The organism is Eubacterium xylanophilum ATCC 35991 (genome assembly GCF_000518685.1).
Classification (GTDB): Bacteria; Bacillota; Clostridia; order Lachnospirales; family Lachnospiraceae; genus Eubacterium_F; species Eubacterium_F xylanophilum.
The window spans coordinates 1-20,808 of sequence record NZ_JAEB01000025.1; the positions used below are offsets into that span (position 1 = coordinate 1).

At 40.7% G+C, this 20,808-nt stretch carries 12 protein-coding genes; 7 read left to right on the forward strand and 5 right to left on the reverse strand.

From position 1 onward, the window contains the following. Window positions 1-366: 366 nt before the first annotated feature. Window positions 367-1,839: a hypothetical protein gene (locus tag L877_RS0105620; protein ID WP_026835253.1), complete on the reverse strand. Its 1,473-nt coding sequence runs from the start codon at window positions 1,837-1,839 to the stop codon at window positions 367-369. Between the two features lie 3 nt (window positions 1,840-1,842). After that, entirely contained in the window at window positions 1,843-3,300 is a 1,458-nt protein-coding gene (locus L877_RS0105625; RefSeq protein WP_026835254.1) for an MBOAT family O-acyltransferase, read from the reverse strand. A 175-nt stretch (window positions 3,301-3,475) separates the two neighbouring features. On the opposite strand from L877_RS0105625, the gene L877_RS0105630 reads away from it, so the two are divergent. Both L877_RS0105630 and L877_RS0105635 read left to right on the forward strand, forming a co-directional pair. After that, complete coding sequence (locus L877_RS0105630; RefSeq protein WP_026835255.1) at window positions 3,476-4,405, forward strand: tRNA dihydrouridine synthase; 930 nt, start codon at window positions 3,476-3,478, stop codon at window positions 4,403-4,405. A gap of 1 nt (window position 4,406) precedes the next feature. Then, window positions 4,407-4,997 (forward strand): hypothetical protein, encoded by a 591-nt coding sequence (locus tag L877_RS0105635; protein ID WP_026835256.1) that lies wholly within the window; start codon window positions 4,407-4,409, stop codon window positions 4,995-4,997. Here the strand turns inward: L877_RS0105635 and L877_RS14575 are convergent. Then, window positions 4,984-6,039 carry an acyltransferase family protein gene (locus L877_RS14575; RefSeq protein WP_051437703.1) on the reverse strand — a complete coding sequence of 352 codons (1,056 nt, stop codon included), beginning with the start codon at window positions 6,037-6,039 and terminating at the stop codon, window positions 4,984-4,986. The genes L877_RS0105635 and L877_RS14575 overlap by 14 nt on opposite strands. A 192-nt stretch (window positions 6,040-6,231) precedes the next feature. Between L877_RS14575 and rpoB the strand changes: the two genes are divergently transcribed. Further along, window positions 6,232-10,026 (forward strand): DNA-directed RNA polymerase subunit beta, encoded by a 3,795-nt coding sequence (gene rpoB / locus L877_RS12335; RefSeq protein ID WP_034785205.1) that lies wholly within the window; start codon window positions 6,232-6,234, stop codon window positions 10,024-10,026. A 66-nt stretch (window positions 10,027-10,092) separates the two neighbouring features. Next, window positions 10,093-13,845 (forward strand): DNA-directed RNA polymerase subunit beta', encoded by a 3,753-nt coding sequence (gene rpoC / locus L877_RS0105650; protein ID WP_423219302.1) that lies wholly within the window; start codon window positions 10,093-10,095, stop codon window positions 13,843-13,845. Between the two features lie 122 nt (window positions 13,846-13,967). Here the strand turns inward: rpoC and L877_RS12340 are convergent, their stop codons facing one another. Both L877_RS12340 and L877_RS12345 read right to left on the reverse strand, forming a co-directional pair. Continuing rightward, complete coding sequence (locus L877_RS12340) at window positions 13,968-14,603, reverse strand: hypothetical protein (RefSeq protein ID WP_034785200.1); 636 nt, start codon at window positions 14,601-14,603, stop codon at window positions 13,968-13,970. 101 nt (window positions 14,604-14,704) lie between these two features. Continuing rightward, the gene (locus tag L877_RS12345) at window positions 14,705-17,119 is read right to left on the reverse strand and encodes a transglycosylase domain-containing protein (RefSeq protein ID WP_051437704.1); all 2,415 of its coding nucleotides are present in this window, start codon (window positions 17,117-17,119) and stop codon (window positions 14,705-14,707) included. A gap of 266 nt (window positions 17,120-17,385) precedes the next feature. Here L877_RS12345 and L877_RS12350 point away from each other — a divergent pair, with 266 nt between their 5' ends. The 3 genes from L877_RS12350 to L877_RS0105675 all read left to right on the forward strand — a co-directional run bounded on the left by L877_RS12350 (window position 17,386) and on the right by L877_RS0105675 (window position 20,798). After that, the gene (locus L877_RS12350; protein WP_051437705.1) at window positions 17,386-19,785 is read left to right on the forward strand and encodes a transglycosylase domain-containing protein; all 2,400 of its coding nucleotides are present in this window, start codon (window positions 17,386-17,388) and stop codon (window positions 19,783-19,785) included. 151 nt (window positions 19,786-19,936) lie between these two features. Further along, a complete protein-coding gene (locus L877_RS0105670) occupies window positions 19,937-20,275 on the forward strand; it encodes a hypothetical protein (protein WP_169729783.1) in 339 nt (112 codons plus the stop codon). A 139-nt stretch (window positions 20,276-20,414) separates the two neighbouring features. Beyond that, complete coding sequence (locus L877_RS0105675) at window positions 20,415-20,798, forward strand: hypothetical protein (RefSeq protein WP_026835259.1); 384 nt, start codon at window positions 20,415-20,417, stop codon at window positions 20,796-20,798. The last annotated feature ends 10 nt before the right edge of the window (window positions 20,799-20,808 follow it).

The following is a 20,808-nucleotide window of genomic DNA, read 5'->3' on the forward strand; positions in this document are numbered from 1 at the left end:
AATTTACTTTCTGCAAGAACATTGTCAGCACTAGATAAGTATAATAATTGTCTTACGAACGACGTGAGTAAGACCAGCGCTATGCGTTTCCGATAATTGTCTTACGAACGACGTGAGTAAGACCAGCGCTATGCGATTCCGATAAATTGTCTTACGAACGACGTGAGTAAGACCAGCGCTATGCGATTCCGATAAATTGTCTTACGAACGACGTGAGTAAGACCAGCAATATGCGTTTCCAATAAAACAGGAAGAGGCCAACCAGAGAGAGACTTCAATGCGCATGCATTGCGTCTCGAGTCGGTTGGACTCTTCCTGTTTTTAGACTGTCTTAGTGCGACAGCCCCTAGTTTTGGTAAATATAATTTAGTGAATAACTGATTTTCCTTGAAAAGTAACCTTGTCAACTGGTTTGCAGGTGTCAAGATCGTAGACAAGAATATTAAGTCCATTTATGCCCCTACTTTGTTCTTCGCCTTCAATCAGCATTGAGCTAGAGGCGAATAGGTCTTTTCCACTACTCTGGAGCGAGTATACCGAGCGCCCGTCTCTGAAATTGCTGTTAAAACTTAGTGGCTCTCTTGAAGCCTGTTCCTTGACAACATTTCCTTCGATTATTGCCGCCATATATGATTTCCACGGCGAGCGATTGTATGAGCACTTAAGTCCCAGTTTTTTTAGCCCGCTCTTGATAGCGTGTCGCCTTAATATTGATGAGCAATCGCCGTGGGCAGTCATAAATACTGCGAATCGATTATTATCTAAAGCCTGCAAATATTCCGATTGGTCACCTATTCGAAGAAGATTAGCACATTTTTTTGTTTGCTCATAGTCTGCCTTTGTTGCTTCATACTGTTCGTCATGAGTAGGTGGCAATCCGTAGGTGCTTTGAAGCATGTCACCAAAGAAGCGGCTGGTTTTAATTGCTCCCCAGATATTATTGTGACCTACGATACTTTCTTCAGGGAGTTTTGCGCCAATTTGGTTATAGTAATCAGTTCGGCAAATATTATAATAGTCAATTCCCATATTCTTAGCATATTCTTCGTGTGTATTATTTATTCCGTCGTTCATTGTATTTCCCGGGAGATCAACGAGAATAAATTTTATATTGTTTTCCTTGCACAATTTCACAGTCTTGTCAAGATATTCCTGCATTAGTGGGACAAACTTCGCTCTTGCATTAGAATCCTTTTTTTCATATGTGGTATATGAGTTTGGACCGAGGGATTTGATTGGAGCATAGCCTTTTAATGGGGATTTGTCAACCAAATCACTTTCGAAGTCATACTCCTGCAGTTCTGTCCATCTTGCATGATATCTGATATTTGTCAGATAATAACTCAACTCAGATTGTGATTCATCTAGTTGACATAAATTGTGCACGGCTTCTGCTTTTACACCGGACCATTTCATAGGATCCAGGCACTTTCTGGCGAGTCCTTCGGTTGTATTTATAACCTCTTCCGGATGATTATTTACCATAAACTTCGCATCTAGAACAACAACTTTGGGCTTTTGGAATCTAAGTGCCTCCTTGAGCCAGTAGTAACTCAGGAATATACTTTGTTGCTCGCTTCCGAGATTGTAACTTCGTATTCCGAAGTTGTTATATATCTCTTGAGGAATAAATGCATTTACTGTTACACTTGAGCCCAAGAATAACACGTCTACTGAATTTTTCTCCATATTGTAGAACTGTCTATATGAAGAAGTTGTTGGCCAATTGGTATTTTTTAGGATGTATTTGGCTTCCAATACATGATTAATTATCAAGAGAGAAATGACGAGTATTGTCAGGAAAATACAGCTTTTTGCTATGCTTTTTACAATTTTCATTTCTTAAAAACCTCCGTAAATAAAATCCTGTGCGTTGAAGCCAAATCCATAGGAGCCAAAAATCCAGATGCTCCATATAGCTAACAAATAAGTTATCCATCTAACAGCGATGTTCTGTTTTGCGAACCAATCGCGGATTTTTACACCAGCTTCTTGTTTCGTGCTAATCACAAGTAACAATAATAGAGCAAGAATCAACACTGCGAACTCCTTCCATCCAAGACCGAGATTGAAGATCGAATCATCTCCCAGAATCCAAGGATTAAAATCAGAGAACATAGAGCGGATCATTTTCAATGATGTCTTAAAGGAAGCTGCTCGAAAAACAACCCAGGCAATCATAACAAGGAAAAATGTTCTGATTCGTCGCACATGCGTTGTTATTGCCGTGGGTTCTTTAGTGACTAGTTCAGGCTTGTGCTTCTTTGCAACTCTGAAGTACATTTCTCCACATATCTGATATACTGAATGGAGAAGGCCCCAAAATATATATTTGAGGCTGTCGCCGTGCCACAGACCGCTGACTCCAAATGTCACGAGCAGATTGAGCCATTTGCGGCCGAGACCAAACTTATTACCTCCAAGTGGAATGTATATATAATCTCGTAGCCAGAGGCTGAGTGACATATGCCATCTGCGCCAGAAGTCTTTTACTGAAGTTGAGAAGTAAGGTCTGTTAAAATTATCTGTCAGATTTATTCCAAGCATCTTTGACACGCCCTGAGAAATGGTAGTACATGATAAGAAATCAGTATAAAGCTGCAGGCTATAGAGAATTGCAGCTACCCATATATATGTGCCTCTATATGCCGGGAAGTTGTCAAAAACGGTATTTACGACTATAGATGCCTTATCAGCAATCATAAACTTTAAGAAAAATCCCCATATTACAAGTTGTATTCCCTTCATAAGGTTTTCCTGTTTGAAGTCATGGCCCTCGAATAGTTCACTTTTTAATTGACCATATCTTGGAATAGGTCCCTGTATGATTTGTGGGAAAAAAGTGGCAAATAGTGTGAATTTTAGAGGGTTTACCTGAACGGTAATCGTTCCCTTGTATATATCAACTAGGTAGGCTATGAGCTGCAGGCTGTAAAAGGACAATCCGACGGGGATTAAGATTGAGATATTTTCTGGGATTCCTTTATTTCCAAGGAGCAGACTGCCTGCTTTTTCTGCTAAAAGGGGAAGTGTTGAAAATCCTATTCCTGTAAATAATATCAGTCTCTTTTTGATAATATTACTGGATTTTTTGAGTTTTTGTAATATTAAACCACAGAAATAGGTGACGGTTAGAGAGAATAAGAGAATAAAGATTTGTCTCTTATCTGTCATTATTTGCCAATAAAAAAACAAACTTCCCGCAAGCAGAGACATCCATCTGAAGCGCTTAGGAAGTATATAATAAACTATTATTAGTAATAGTAAGAATGCAAAATATTCAAGTGAAGTGTAACTCATGATTTCCTCCTAACAAGGTATTTTTTCCAAATTTGCCATGGATAAGTGTATCATAATTATCTTGTCATGTCAATAAAACAAGGTCTTTTGCAAGGTTTTAATATAAAAGCACTTGACAAAAAAACGGTTATGCTGTTAGCTATAATATATAGAACATTTTATATGGAGTAAGAGCATGAAGTATTACTTTGCACCTCTAGAAGGGGTGACCAATGCCTTGTTTAGGCGAACTTATGACCGCGTTATCGGTGGTATTGATGCGTATTACAGTCCATTTGTGACGACACGAGATAGCGGTATCATGAAACGCAAAGAAAAAAGCGACATTGAACCGGCTAATAATCCCGGTTTTAAGCTGATTCCACAGCTTTTGACAACAGATGCATCTGCATTTATCCAATCATCTTTGCATATGGAGGAGATGGGATATGATGAGGTGAATCTTAATCTTGGATGTCCTTCCGGAACGGTGGTTCCCAAGGGAAAGGGAGCTGGTTTTTTGAGAACGCCGGATAAGTTGGATAGATTTTTGGAAGAAATCTTCGACAGATGTAGAATTCAAATATCCATCAAGACGAGGATTGGATTTGAGTCTGCAGATGAGTTTCCGAGGTTATTGGAAATCTATAACCAATATCCCGTGAAAGAGTTGACTATTCACCTTAGAACCAGAGAAGAGTTTTATCGAGGAAGTGTCCACGAAGAAGTTTTTCAGTATGCATATACACACAGCAAGGCTCCTTTGTGTTATAATGGAGATGTGAAGACGGTGGCGGACGTTAGAAGGTTGGAGGAAACTTATCCTGATTTGGAAGCAGTTATGATTGGGAGAGGCTTTCTGATAGATCCTGGATTCATAGGAAATTCCGGGCAGACTAGCGATGAAAAGCGTGCGAATATTTTCCTTGATGAGATGTGTAAGGAATACTGTCAAGTTATATCCGGAGATACTCACGTTCTTCACAAGATGAAGGAACTTTGGAATTACAGAAAAGATGCCTATGAAAATGGCGATAAGATTTTCAAGAAAATCAGGAAAGCGAGAAGCTTATCCGAGTACAAAGACATTTGCTATCAAATTAAGAGTAAGAAGGGAGAGATATAATATGGTAAAAAAGTTTAGAAAATTTGCGACAGCAGTGATGATTGCGTCGTTGGTTATGTGTGTTACGGCATGTGGAGAGAAAAAGACGGATGATGTTAGTGTAAATGATCAGACTGCACAGACTGTACAAAGTGCTGAGCCAACAAGTGCGGGAAGTGAAAAAACGGACAAAACAGAAGTAGATGAAACTAAGAAAGACGAACCTGAGAAGACAGAAGCAACTGCAGAACCTGAGAAATCTGAGGAAGGCGAGGATGAGGCAGGCGAAAGCATAGAAGGGGCATATGTTGATGGAGAAGGCACGCGCAAAATCGATGTCAAGCTCGAGAGTTCGGGTGTATACACATTCAGCGCAACCTGGGAAGTTGAAGAAGCTACTTTTTCATGGACTTTTTCTGGTAAATTGAATGGCAATACAGTTAAGTACAAAAATGGTGTTAAGACTATGACAGAAAAAGAGTCTTCTGGTCATGCTGACGCTCTTGAGGAGTACAGCGATGGTTGCGGAAAAGTGACAATCAAGGATGGAACTCTTTCCTGGAAAGATGAGGAAGAGGACTGTGCTAGGGGTATTGTCTTTAAGAAGGAATAATATGTTTTTTGCAAATGGCGCACAGACGCTCGAAAGGCGCGATGAGTGCCAGTGTTGCTATGAAGGATATGATGACGAATAGGTATTTTTCGTCTTCATTGACATAAAAATATTCTAGTATATTCATTGGGATTCTTTGGAGAATATATATTGGAAATAGATGTTTTCCAAGGAATCCTAGGAAGTTGGAATCCAATTTGATTTTAAGAGTTCCCAGTATAATTATAGCAGCAAAGAAACATGACCTTGCGGTAAAAACTATAATGCTTGTGCTATGAAGAGAGTATGTAAAGCAATATCCAAGAACAGCGCAGAAAATTAAAATCATGTAAACAGCATCATTTCGCTTTATAAGTTTTTCTATGCGCTCTTTAAGAACTGAATACCAGCAGCCAAGCGCCATCATTAGGACGGTGTTATAGCAATATGGAGGTCTGTTGACATGTCGTTGCACCAAAACAAAGACAAACACAAGGATGGTAAAAATCGTTGTGCCTGTCACCTGGCGGAACATTTTTCCTTTGTTTCTAAAAAATATAAATGAAACTATAAATAGAAGATAAGCGACAAAAATCTCGAACATATACCAGTTAGAGTTTTTGACAGATGTATAGGCAGTGAATGATAACAGTAGTTCATATGTCTTGGCATGATATTTGATAAAATGATTTACAATAAGAAAGATTACTACCGCTATGTCGAAGTTGAGTAGCGTGGGAAGAAATCTGTTCTTGAAGAGCCCGGTTATATAGCTGGGTCCTTTTTTTTCCATGGATTCCATCATGCCATAACCGGAGTAGAAGAAAAACATTACGACGACAAGTTGACCTAGATGTATTCTGAAATCTAGGTAGGTACTGTCAAGTGTTCCATGTAAATTTATGTACTGGGCGCTATGGCTTAGAAAAACCAAAAAGATAAATATTCCTTTGATAATATCAGTGTGTGCTGGAGCCATATAATCTCCATTGAATGTTTTAGGCTTTTGAAACCTTGCAGATGAAATGATAATGCATAGTAGTATAATTAAGAATATTAACATATGTCCTCCTAAGATATCCTACAGGCCGTCTTGTATTCTCGTCAAACATTTCAAAAAAATCAAAAAAATGGTTGACATGACTGGAACACTATGATATAGTGGAATATACGGTACTGTGTTATAGTAGGCTTATTAGCCCTACGTAATACATTATAAACCAGTTTCGTAATAATTACAAGGAGAGAATCATCGATGGAAAAAAACAGAATTCGCCCTGTCCCAGTGGGCAACGGTGTAAGAATGAGTTACTCGAGGCAAAAAGAAGTCTTAGACATGCCGAACTTGATTGCAGTTCAGACGGACTCATACAAGTGGTTCTTGGAAGAAGGTTTAAAGGAAGTATTTAGAGATATTTCCCCTATTTCCGATTACAATGGCAATCTCAGTCTGGAATTTGTTGATTTCGAATTATGTGAGGACGATGTTAAGTACACTATTGAAGAGTGTAAAGAGCGCGATGCCACATATGCGGCGCCACTTAAAGTTAAAGTTCGCCTCCATAATCGTGAGACCGCAGATGAGATAAGTGAACATGAGATTTTCATGGGAGATCTTCCACTTATGACAGCCACCGGCACGTTTGTAATTAATGGTGCTGAGCGTGTTATCGTAAGCCAGTTGGTTCGTTCTCCTGGTATTTACTATGGAATAGCACATGATAAAATCGGTAAGGAGTTGTATTCATCAACAGTTATTCCTAACCGTGGTGCGTGGCTCGAATACGAGACCGATTCCAATGATATATTCTATGTTCGTGTGGACCGTAACCGCAAGGTTCCTATTACGGTTCTTATTCGTGCGCTCGGAATTGGAACAAATCAGCAGATTATTGATATGTTTGGTGACGAGCCTAAGATTGAGGCAAGTTTTACAAAGGACTCATCTGAGAGTTATGAAGATGGACTCTTAGAGCTTTACAAGAAGCTTCGTCCGGGCGAGCCTCTCTCAGTAGATAGTGCTGAGAATCTTATCAATAGCATGTTCTTCGATGTGAGAAGATATGATCTTGCTAAGGTTGGACGTTATAAGTTCAACAAGAAGCTTGCGTTCCGCAACCGTATTACAGGTTTTTCATTGTCTGAGGATGTAGTTGATACTACCACAGGCGAGGTAGTTGCTGAGGCGGGCACAGTAGTTTCTGAAGAGCTTGCTGACAAGATTCAGAACACTGGAATTGATTATGTAATGATTCAGACAGAGGAGAAGAATGTCAAGGTTCTCTCCAATAAGATGGTAGATCTTCATGCTTTCCTTCCAAATGCAGATAAGGAAGCACTCGGTGTTACTGAGGAAGTTTACTATCCTGTTTTGAAAGATATATTAGAGGCTAACAGTGATGAAGAGGCAATCTATGCTGCGATTAAGGAAGAGATTGATGACTTGATTCCTAAGCACATCACTAAAGATGATATTTTTGCATCAATCAACTACAACATCCATCTTGAGTATGGTCTTGGTAGCGATGATGATATCGACCACTTGGGTAACCGTCGTATTCGTGCGGTTGGTGAGTTGTTGCAGAATCAGTATCGTATCGGACTTTCTCGTATGGAGCGTGTAGTTCGTGAGAGAATGACAACTCAGGATATCACTACTATTTCAGCGCAGTCACTTATTAATATTAAGCCTGTTACTGCAGCTGTCAAGGAGTTCTTCGGTAGTTCCCAGTTGTCACAGTTTATGGATCAGAATAACCCACTTAGTGAGTTGACTCATAAGAGACGTCTTTCAGCTCTTGGTCCTGGTGGTCTTTCAAGAGATCGTGCCGGATTTGAGGTTCGTGACGTGCACTATTCTCACTATGGAAGAATGTGTCCTATCGAGACACCCGAAGGTCCTAACATCGGACTTATCAACTCACTTGCTTCATATGCGAGAATTAATGAGTATGGTTTCGTAGAGGCACCATATCGTAAGGTTGACAAGAGTGACCCTGAAAATCCACGAGTAACAGATGAGGTTGTATACATGACAGCTGATGAAGAGGATCGTTATCATGTGGCACAGGCGAACGAAGCTCTTGACGAGAATGGATACTTTGTTCGTAAGAATATTTCAGGACGTTACCGCGAGGAGACAACAGAGTTTAGAAGAAGCATGATTGATTACATGGACGTTTCTCCTAAGATGGTATTCTCCGTAGCTACAGCCATGATCCCATTCCTTGAGAATGACGATGCTAACCGTGCTCTGATGGGATCTAACATGCAGCGTCAGGCGGTTCCACTTCTTGTTACAGAGGCTCCTGTAGTTGGAACAGGAATGGAGATGAAAGCAGCAGTTGATTCAGGAAACTGTGTAATTGCTAAAAAAGGTGGAGTAGTCGACAGAGTAGAGTCAAATCGAGTTGTTATCAAGGAAGATGATGGCAACAGAGAAACATATAAATTGGCCAAATTCGTTAGAAGTAACCAAGGTACATGTATGAATCAGCGTCCTATCGTTAACAAAGGCGATAGAGTAGAGGCTGGACAGGTACTTGCAGATGGCCCATCAACTTCAGGTGGAGAGATTGCCCTTGGAAAGAATCCTCTTATCGGATTCATGACATGGGAAGGTTACAACTACGAGGATGCGGTACTTCTCAGCGAGCGTCTTGTTCAGCAGGATGTTTATACATCTGTTCATATTACGGAGTATGAGACAGAGGCGAGAGATACAAAGCTCGGACCTGAAGAGATTACAAGAGACGTTCCGGGTGTCGGTGAAGATGCACTTAAGGATTTGGATGAGAAGGGAATCATCCGCATCGGTGCAGAAGTTCGCGCGGGAGATATTCTTGTAGGTAAGGTTACACCTAAGGGGGAGACAGAGCTTACAGCGGAGGAGAGATTGCTCCGTGCTATCTTCGGTGAGAAGGCTAGAGAGGTAAGAGATACTTCACTTAGAGTTCCACATGGAGAATTTGGTATCATCGTTGATACAAAAGTATTTACTAGAGATAATGGAGACGAGTTGTCACCTGGTGTCAACAAGTCTGTAAGAATATATATTGCTCAGAAGAGAAAGATTCAGGTAGGAGATAAGATGGCCGGACGTCACGGTAACAAGGGTGTCGTTTCCAGAGTTCTTCCGGTAGAAGACATGCCATTCCTTCCTAATGGACGTCCACTGGATATCGTGCTTAACCCATTGGGTGTGCCATCTCGTATGAACATTGGACAGGTGCTTGAGATTCACTTGAGTCTTGCTGCAAAGGCGCTTGGATTTAATGTAGCTACACCTGTATTTGATGGTGCTAACGAGAGAGATATCATGGATACTCTTAAGCTTGCTAATGATTATGTCAACACTCCACTTGAGGAGTTTGAGGCAAAATACAAGGATGTTCTTGATCCGGAGGTTATGAAGTATCTCATCGAAAATCAGGAATATCGCAAAGAGTGGGAAGGCGTTCCTATCAAAGAGGACGGAAAAGTTCAGCTTAGAGATGGACGTAGCGGAGAGTTCTTTGATGGTGAAGTTACAATCGGTTTCATGCACTACTTGAAACTCCACCACTTGGTAGACGACAAGATTCATGCTCGATCAACCGGACCATACTCACTTGTAACTCAGCAGCCACTTGGTGGTAAAGCTCAGTTTGGTGGACAGCGTTTCGGAGAGATGGAGGTTTGGGCGCTCGAGGCATATGGAGCTGCTTATACACTTCAGGAAATTCTTACAGTTAAGTCTGATGATGTTGTAGGACGTGTTAAGACTTATGAGGCTATTATCAAGGGTGATAATATTTCTGAACCTGGTATACCTGAGTCATTCAAGGTATTGCTTAAGGAATTACAGTCACTGGCTCTTGATGTAACTGTATTAGATGAAGACGACAATGAGATTCGCATGACCGAATCAGTTGATGACGAGATGAGTGATGTGGAAGATATTTCCGGCATCATTGAAGGTGATCGTTTTGAACTTGAAGAAGAGTCATTCGAAAACGCAGGATTCGTTGAACAGGACTATGAAGAGATGGTTCAAGGATCAGAAGAGTAAAGTTGTTGTTACCAAGAAAAGTCGTAGAAAGGACAGGTGCGATATATGTTACAGTCAAGTGATGAAATGCAAGAAACATTAAGATATGACAAGATTAAGATTCGTCTGGCATCACCTAGCAAGATTCGTGAGTGGTCACGAGGAGAGGTTAAGAAGCCTGAGACGATCAACTATAGAACACTCAAGCCAGAAAAAGATGGTTTGTATTGTGAAAAGATTTTTGGACCAAGCAAGGACTGGGAATGTCACTGTGGTAAGTACAAGAAGGTACGTTATAAAGGCGTTGTCTGCGACCGCTGTGGCGTTGAGGTTACTAAGTCAAGTGTAAGACGTGAGAGAATGGGACATATTGAGCTTGCAGCTCCCGTTTCACATATTTGGTATTTCAAGGGAATTCCAAGTAGAATGGGACTTGTTCTCGATATTTCACCAAAGGTATTGGAAAAAGTTTTATACTTTGCTGCTTACATCGTTCTTGAGTCTGATGTTCCGGAAATCAAGACTAAGCAGATTCTCAGCGAGGCCGAGTATACAAAGGCCCGTGAGGATTATGGTGATGCATTCCGTGTAGGTATGGGTGCAGAGTCAATTCAGGAATTGTTGCAGAGAGTAGATTTGGATGAGGAAGCTAAGACACTTAAAGCTGAACTCAAGACATCTACCGGACAGAAGAGAGCTAGAATTATCAAGCGTCTCGAGGTGGTTGAGGCATTCCGTGAGTCAGGCAATAAGCCGGATTGGATGATTCTCACAGTTATTCCTGTTATTCCACCAGATCTTCGACCAATGGTTCAGTTGGATGGAGGTAGATTTGCCACATCTGACATGAATGATTTGTACAGAAGAATTATCAATAGAAATAATCGTCTTAAGAGACTTTTGGAGCTTGGAGCCCCAGATATTATCGTTCGTAACGAGAAGCGTATGCTTCAGGAGGCAGTTGATGCCCTCATCGATAATGGACGTCGCGGCAGACCAGTTACAGGTCCTGGTAACCGTGCTCTTAAGTCACTTTCAGATATGCTCAAAGGTAAGCAAGGACGTTTCCGTCAGAACCTTCTTGGTAAGCGTGTTGACTATTCAGGACGTTCGGTTATCGTCGTTGGACCGGAGCTTAAGATTTATCAGTGTGGTTTGCCTAAGGAAATGGCAATCGAATTGTTCAAGCCTTTTGTTATGAAAGAGCTTGTTGACAAACAAATCGCACACAATATCAAGAATGCCAAGAAAATGGTAGAGAAGTTAGAGCCAGCAGTTTGGGATATCCTTGAAAAGGTAATCAAGGAGCATCCGGTAATGCTTAACCGTGCTCCTACACTTCACAGACTTGGTATTCAGGCATTTGAGCCAACTCTCGTAGAAGGAAAGGCGATAAAGCTTCATCCATTGGTATGTACAGCCTTCAACGCCGACTTCGATGGAGACCAGATGGCCGTGCATCTTCCACTTTCAGTTGAGGCACAGGCCGAGTGTAGATTCTTGTTGTTATCACCTAACAACCTTTTGAAACCATCTGATGGAGGTCCTGTGGCAGTACCTTCTCAGGATATGGTTCTCGGTATTTACTATCTTACACAGGAGAGACCGGGAAGCAAGGGTGAAGGCAAGATCTTCAAGAACATGAATGAGGCTATTATTGCATACGAAAATCAAGAGATTACACTTCATGCCAAAGTTAAGATTCGTCGCGAGGGAATTAATTCCAAGGGCGAGGTTGAGCAGCGCGTGATCGAGTCAACTCTCGGAAGATTTATCTTCAATGAGATTCTTCCGGAAAATCTTGGATTTATCGACAAGTCTCTTGATGAGAACTTCCTCAAGTTGGAGGTAGACTTCCATGTAGGAAAGAAGCAGTTGAAGCAGATTCTTGAGAAATGTATCAATAACTATGGTGCAACTCAGACTGCAGAGACACTTGATGCAATTAAGTCACTTGGTTATAAGTACTCTACAAGAGCTGCCATGACTGTATCTATTTCAGATATGAAGGTGCCTGAGTCTAAGAGTGAGATTCTCAGTGATGCAGAGAGTACAGTAGAAGAGATTACAACTCAATTCCGTCGTGGTCTTTTGACAGAGGAAGAGAGATATAAAGCAGTTATAGAGACATGGAATGAGGCTGATAATCAGCTTACACATGCCCTTATGGATGGTCTTGATGCATACAATAACATCTTTATGATGGCTGACTCCGGAGCCCGTGGATCACAGGCACAGATTAAGCAGCTTGCAGGTATGCGTGGATTGATGGCTGATACAACAGGTCGTACAATCGAACTTCCTATCAAGTCAAACTTCCGTGAAGGACTTGACGTATTGGAGTACTTTATCTCAGCTCATGGAGCTCGTAAAGGACTTTCAGATACAGCTCTTAGAACAGCCGATTCTGGATATCTTACACGTCGTTTGGTTGACGTATCACAGGAGCTTATCATCCGTGAGACAGACTGTTGTGAGGGAACTGGTGAGATTCCAGGAATGGAGATTAGCGCATTTATGGAGGGCAAGGAAGTTATCGAGTCCCTCGAAGAGCGTATCACAGGTAGATATGCATGCGAGGATATGTATGATGATAACGGCGAGCTTATCGTAAAAGCTAATCACATGATTACAAGAAAGCGTGCAGCTAAGATTGTAAATACTAAGGCTATTATCGATGCTGGTGTAAAGGCGAAAGTTAAGATTAGAACAAACTTAACATGTAGATCACACATCGGTATTTGTGCAAAATGTTATGGATCTAACATGGCAACAGGTGAGCCGGTACAGGTAGGAGAAGCAGTAGGTATTATCGCTGCTCAGTCTATCGGAGAACCTGGTACACAGCTTACAATGCGTACTTTCCATACCGGAGGAGTTGCCGGTGACGATATCACTCAGGGTCTTCCTCGTGTCGAGGAGTTGTTTGAGGCAAGAAAACCTAAGGGACTTGCTATCATCTCTGAGATTGCCGGTATTGTTGAGATCAAGGATACAAAGAAGAAGCGTGAAGTTATCGTCAGAGATGATGAAAATGGTCAGTCAAAGACTTATCTGATTCCTTACGGTTCACGTATTAAGGTAATGGACGGTCAGGACATCGAGGCCGGTGACGAGTTGACAGAAGGTAGCGTAAATCCACATGATATCCTCAAGATTAAGGGTATTCGTGCAGTTCAGGATTACATGCTTCGTGAAGTTCAGCGTGTATACAGGCTTCAGGGTGTTGAGATTAACGATAAGCACATCGAGGTTATCGTTCGTCAGATGCTTAAGAAGATTCGTATCGAGAACAACGGAGATTCTAACTTCTTGCCGGGAACACTTGTTGATATTCTTGAGTTTGATGATATGGTTAAGGAACTCACAGAGCAAGGTCTTGAGCCACCTGAAGGAAAGAGAATTATCCTTGGTATTACTAAGGCCAGTCTTGCAACAAACTCATTCCTTTCAGCAGCATCATTCCAGGAGACAACCAAAGTCCTCACTGATGCAGCAATCAAAGGAAAGGTTGATCCATTGATTGGATTGAAGGAAAATGTTCTGATTGGTAAGCTTATTCCTGCCGGAACAGGTATGAAGAGATATCGCAATATCTCACTTTACAGTGATTTGGTAGACAGTCTCGAGCCACCTGCTAAGGTTCCGGAAGAAGAGGAAGTTGATTTCTCAAGTCTAATTCCAGGTGAGAACAAGGATGAAAAGTCAGTGTTTGATTCAAGTGATTTTGACGAGGAACTTGACGAAGAATTCAATGATTCATTTGACTTTGATATTGATGACGACGAAGAGTTGGATATCGATGATGATGTAGTTGATTCAGATAATACAGAAGAATAATATATTCATGAGTTTTTAACTTGATGAATTGGTATAGAAAATGCCCCCGCCGAATGAAATCGACAGGGGCATTTTGTAAGGTGTGTGGTACAATACAAACATGATAACAAATTCAATAAAATCTAGTCTACTTTCTTATCTTCTTTTTTATACTCTATTCCGTCTCGCCACGCCTCAAGTTTTTTGATTGTTGTATCAACTGTTTTGGAGCAAATTGATGGAAGTTCACCGCCCCATGACTTAGTTGCGGCTGAAAGTCCTTTTTTTACGGCATTTATCATTTTGTCGGCCATAGTGCTATCTCCGCCGCTAAGTGCCTGGGCCATCTCAACTAACCTGTTGCTGGTTTTCTCGACTCCCCATTCGCCCTCTTCCTCATCGATGTCTTGTTTAGCTTGTTCTACGATTTGTGGATCGACTTTAATCTTGCCATTGGCAATATCATTGAAGAAATCAGAAAGTGTATTATATTTATCAGCTTGTCCAGTTAGCAATGAGTTGACTAGATTTTGCATGCGCTCAGTTTGTGCTGCTTGAGCACTTTTGAGCTGTTGTACAACTGCAGAATAATCGATAGTTGCATTTTTGTTGGTGCTGCTATTGCTTACGGTTTCATCGCTATTTGATCCGGGTTCATATACAACACCTTGATTTGAAATCTCATTGTTAGCTGAATCTGTTGTTTTCTTGGAATTTTGATTAGAGGTCTTTCCCATATAACCGCTGTTAAGGGCATTTGTTACTGCTGAAATGCTCATTACATCGCCTCCTTGCCGGTGGATAATAATCCATTTTCAATACTATTCTTAATTATTTATCGACAAGGTGGCGAGAAAAGTTTATATGTTTGTGTAAAATATTACCAATTGCTATAATGATTGCATTTCTCAGTTGGCTCAGTTCCGGCAACAAAATACTCTTTTATCTTGTTGGATGTAGAGCTGTCCTTCTTTAAAAGCTTTCCGCATTTTGTACAGATATAAGCGGATTTGATATCTAGAGGTTTTTCGAATTGTTTCTTTTCGTATTTTGAATTTATCTTTTCCATTATGGTGCGCCAAATTATTTTGTGATAGGTTGTATTGCTTTGACTATCATTGGCATCATATCCACCCCAAACACCTGCGGTTAGATAAGGTGTATAGCCAACAAACCACAAGTCTTTGTTCTTTGTTGTAGTTCCTGTTTTACCCGCTACGGGCATATCTAGATTCTTAAACTTGAGTAGACCACCTGTACCTCTTGAAATAACGGTTCTCATGGCACTTGTTAGAAGCCAAGCAGTAGTGTCTTTGATAACTCGCTTGGAGCTTGGTGTGCTCATGATAACATCTGAACCGTCTACCGAGATTCCGGTCTGCTTTGGAGTGTTGTCCAGTAAAATATTCCCATCGTGATCCACTATCTTTGTATAGAAAGTTGCATCATTATGAATGCCACCATTGGCTATGGTAGCAAAGGCTGAAGTGAGCTCGAGATTGGACACACCATTGGTTAGACCTCCCAGCGCCATAGGAAGGGCTATGTCTGAGTATATCTTGCCGCTTGGTGAAGTATATGTGTCCACCAGAGAAGTAAATCCTAAACTCATCAAATAGTCATATCCGGTTTTAGGAGTAACCTTTTCTAAAGTTTTAACTGCAACTACATTCATTGATTGCTCAATTGCTTTTCGAATAGTCACATCGCCGCGGTAGCCGCTGTACCAGTTCTTGACAGCTCTCTTTGTTCCGGGATAGTAATGTGGTTCATCGGTCATAATGGTGCCGAGGGTGAAGCCCATAGTGTCAAGTGCCGGAAGGTAGGTTGAGAGAATCTTAAATGTTGATCCGGGTTGTCGCAAGCTGGTAGTAGCTCTGTTGAGTGTACGACTTCCCGCTTTATCGCCTCGTCCACCGGCGATTGCACGCACTTGTCCATTGGCTTGATCCATGATGACAAATGAAGCCTGTGGTTCAAGTGAGAAGTGTATATTTTCACCTTCAACTTTAGATTTTTTGCCCTTGCTCATAGCTTTTTTGAATGCTTTAATAAGCTTTTTGGCTTTTTTCTGATCAGTAAAGTAGAGGCTTATCTTTTTCTTCTTTTTTGCATACCAATTTTTCATGGATCCGGCGTTGTAATTATGACTTTTTCCTTTGGCATCCGTTACTGTAAGCTGATAATCAAGCATATAGCGAGAGTCAGCCGGATAGTATTTGGGATTGTCTATAACGCTATCCACAATCTTTTGCATGGATGTATTCTGTGTGGAATAAATAGTCAGACCACCGCGGTAAAGTGCATTATATGCCTGTGTCTCGGTGTACCCAAGTTTTTCCTTCATGTCTTTGATTATCTGATCTATGAGGGCGTCGGTAAAGTATGAGTTTGCTTTCTTTGTGCCGCTCATAGCATTGTTTACTGCCTTGATTCTTGAGTAAACCTTGTCCTTGACTGCCTCTTCGTACTCGTCAGAGGTTATATATCCCTGATTCTTCATATAAGACAGCACAGTTAGACGCTTGGCAGCATTCTTCTTTGGATGTGTAATAGGATTATATCCAGAAGGATTTTGAGTAATACCCGCGATAACAGCTGCTTCACTTATTGTGAGTTTTGAAACATGTTTATTAAAATAGCGTTTTGCAGCCGCCTGAACTCCAAGGGTGTTCTGACCGAGATTTATGGTATTTAGATAATATTCCATAATCTGATTTTTTGAAATCTTGTTTTCGAGTTGGATGGCGAGATACTGTTCCTGGACCTTTCTCTTAAGTCTTTGAACCATGGTTTTTTCTTCTCCACCGCCAAATACCTGGTTTTTGAGAAGCTGCTGAGTTAGCGTACTGGCACCCTGGTTGAAGTGACCACCGTTGCTAAGTCCGGTAGCTGTGGCTCTCATAACGCCGTAGAGGTCTACGCCGTCATGCTTCCAAAATCTCTCGTCCTCTATGGCGACAAAGGCATTCTGCAAGTGAAGTGGAATCTTGTCAAGAGTTACATATTCGCGGTTGGCATCGCGTCCAACCAATGTCTGCAATAGGTCTCCTTTGGCAGACAGGATTCTAGTGGAGTAGCCATCCGGAATAACATTGACAGAATCAATTTTTGGAGCTGTCTCTATAATGCCGTTAAATATTCCGCTAGCTGAGCTAAATCCTGCCACGGCAACTAGAACGACTAGGATAACTGCCAGTCGCTCAATTGCTACTTTTATCTTAAATATTCTATGTGTTTTAGATGACTTGAGCTGTTTCATCTTGCGCTCTATGTCTTCTTTGCTATAACTCACAGAAAAACCTCGCTTTCAAAAAAGTTTATATGGTGGGACGTAACCGTGAAATTTGTGTTGTCACAGACTATTTCCCGTAAATTTTATTATACCAAAATTTTGAGAAAAATGGAAGAGTGATTTGAGTTTACGCATACTTGCCTCGAGAGTTTTCGTAAAACTTGTCAAGAATACAGGCATTGTGTTATAATAAATGATGTATGTTTTTTTGACAATAATATGATGGCGTAAGCTATCTACAAGATACAAGTGGAGGATGAATTATTATGGCACAATCAATGCCGAAGAAAAATAAAAAAGTTAAGAAACACCCTAAGTTTTGGCTTGGATTCAAGATTTTTATACTTATAACGCTTTTGGCGATACTTACAGGAGGAATAATATTCTATGTTAAGTATGGTAAAGATCTTATAAGATATAGAAATTCTGCAGTGGATCTTGTCAACAAGTCAACACAGGATACATTTATGGATTCAGAGACGAGTATTGCTTACAATTACAAAGGAAAGCAGATGTGCGTATTGAAGGGAGACAAGGACTCTTATTATATGAGCATCAAGGAGATTCCTGAGTATGTGAAGAATGCTTTTATCGTAACTGAAGATAAAAAGTTCTATGAACACAATGGAATTGACGCAGGAGGAATTGTCAGAGCTGTTTGGACTCAGATTAAGAACAGAGGACAGATTACGCAGGGAGCTAGTACTATAACTCAGCAGCTGGCCCGCGGAACATTTTTGACTACTGAAAAAACATATGAGAGAAAGATTAAGGAAATATTCCTGGCACAGGAAATGGAGAAGAAGTATACTAAGGATCAGATCTTTGAGTTCTATCTGAATTCGATTTATTTCTCTAACGGATATTATGGTATAGAGGCGGCGGCCAAGGGTTACTTCAGCAAGAGTTGTAAGGAGTTAAGCTTGTCGCAGCTGGTGTTTTTGTGCGCAATTCCCAACAATCCATCTCTCTATAATCCAGAGACTCATATGGATAATACTATAAGCAGAAGAGATAGAATTTTGGCACAGATGTTGACGGATGGCGTAATTTCTCAGGCGGAACACGACCTTGCAACAGCTGAGAAAATCAAGCTTAAGCAGACGACTCCGAAGAAGAGAAACTATGTCCAGACATTTGTTATGTACTGTGCGACAAAGAAGGTTATGGAACTGAACGGCTTCAAGTTTATGTATGGATTCGACTCCGAAGAAGAGAAGAACCTATATGAAGAACGTTACAAAGAAGCTTATGATAATGCGCAAAAGCAAGTGCTAAACAAAGGATATAGAATTTATACATCGATTGATCTTAAGAAGCAGAAAGCGCTTCAGAAGGCAATTAATGATAATCTCAAAGATTTCAAGGAAAAGGGAACTGACGGAACTTACAAGATGCAGGGAGCTGCAGTTTGTGTGGATAATTCTACAGGAAGGGTTGTTGCGGCAGTTGGCGGTAGGAGCCAGAATACTACTGGGTATACTCTCAACAGATCATTCCAGTCATTTAGACAGCCTGGAAGTTCGATCAAGCCTGTTATCGTCTATACTCCAAGCTTGGAGAGGGACTATACACCTGATTCTACAGTCCACGACTTCCAATTCAAGGGTGGACCGGCGAATTCAGATGGAAGTTACGCTGGATATATATCGCTTCGCTATGCGGTTGAAAAGTCCAAGAATACCGTTGCATGGCAGCTTTTTGACAAGTTGACTCCTGAGGTTGGATTGCAGTATTTGTTAGATATGCATTTTTCAAAAATAGTCAAAAGTGATTACTATAATGCAGCTTCCCTTGGAGGATTGACATATGGTTGTAGTGCCCTTGAAATGGCTTCTGCATATGCGACAATCGAAAATAACGGAAAATACCGTGAGCCAACATGTATCGTGAAAATTACAGACTCTGAGGGGAATGAGATTGTCAAGGACAAGGTCGAGGAAAAGTATATATACGATTCAGTAGCAGCTAACGAAATGGTGGAGATTATGAAGGGAGTTCTTACACGTGGAACAGGTGTTGGTTTATCCCTTGATAATGGAATGATTGCAGCGGGAAAAACAGGAACCACTAATGATAAGAAGGATGGATGGTTCTGTGGATTTACACCATACTATACAACTGCAGTGTGGATTGGATGTGATACACCGGTAGCTATAGATAGTCTGACGGGTGCCAGTTATCCTGGTCATACTTGGCAGGCGTTTATGAATGCGATTCATCAGGGGCTTGAAGTTATACCTTTCCAGTATGATGAAAGTGACGGTAAAAGCAAGAAGAAATCTTCAAGTAGCTATAGTGGTTATAGCCAGAGAAGTAATAGCAACTATAGTAATCGCAGTGATGATAGTGATGACGATGAGGATGATGAGGGAGATTCTGAGGAGCCAAAACCTGAGAAGAAAAAGGTTACTCCGGCAAAGAAAAAACAGGATAATCAGGTTGCAGAGCCTGATCCTAATGCCGGACAGGATCCGGCTCCGGTAGCGGACCCTGCTAATAATCCACCGGCTAATAACCAGAATAATAATTCGAATAATAATAGCAATAATAATAATTCCAATAAATCGAATACTAATGTAGATGATGGAAATAGTACTAGTAACGATAATACGCAGTATAAGGAGGACGATACTACGTATAGTGATGATGAAGGTGGAGAGTAAGCGATAACAGGAGAAAGAGAATATTCAGTCGTATCGCCAGGATAATCCTATTTGGGGTGATGATAAGATAGGAAAATCATCATTTACGCTTGCTTCGTCAGGATGCGTAATTACATGTATTTCCTCAATGTTGTCTCTTACGGACAATGTGATGAATCCGCAAGAATTGAATTCTTATCTGACGGAGCATGGAGTTTTTGATGATGAGGGAAATCTTCAATGGGGAATTCTAGATGCTATTGAGGGGTTTCATGCTGAGGTGTTTAATGAAGTCAGTAGTGATATTATTGATAAGTGCCTGGCGGAAGGGAAGTTGCCCATTATAAAAGTTCACCAGAATAATCTCGTGAGTTATCATCACTTTATACTTGTGATTGGTGCTGAAGATGGAGAGTATATATGCATGGATCCACTTCAGGACCATTTAACGAAATTGAGCGAGTATAATAACAAAGTTTTTTCTATAAGATGCGTTAGCTATAATGGGTGAATGAGAGTTTGTGCTGAAATTTGTGGTAAAAGATTTAAAAAATTACTTGACAAACTGTGGTTTTTTTCTTATAATTTTATAGGTGCTATTTCTTGTGCACAAAATTACACCAAAAATATAAATACAAAGGAGAAAAACAATGATCAAGTTAAAGAAAATAGCAGCGACAGCTATGGTGACTTGTCTTGCAATGTCTGCCGTGTTTGGGATTGCAGATGCAAAGGTAAAGATTGCTGAAGCCGATGGAAGAGGTGGAAGTGCGTCTTGTCAATTGAAAGGTAAATATGTTAAGGCAAGAATCTGGGTAGAAAAGAAAGCCAAAGGATATGGATTTTTGTATATAAAAGATCCATTTATGTGGCATAAAAGAATGTTCGTATCTGGTAATGGTGGGGACAGAGTGGATAGGACTTATGAAAACCCAAAAACTAATCCTGGAGCAGGTAAGAATGCAGAATGGAAAATCCAAACTAACAATGCTTTCGGACGATTGAGAGTATCAAATAATTGGAATGAAGTGTAAATAGTATCTA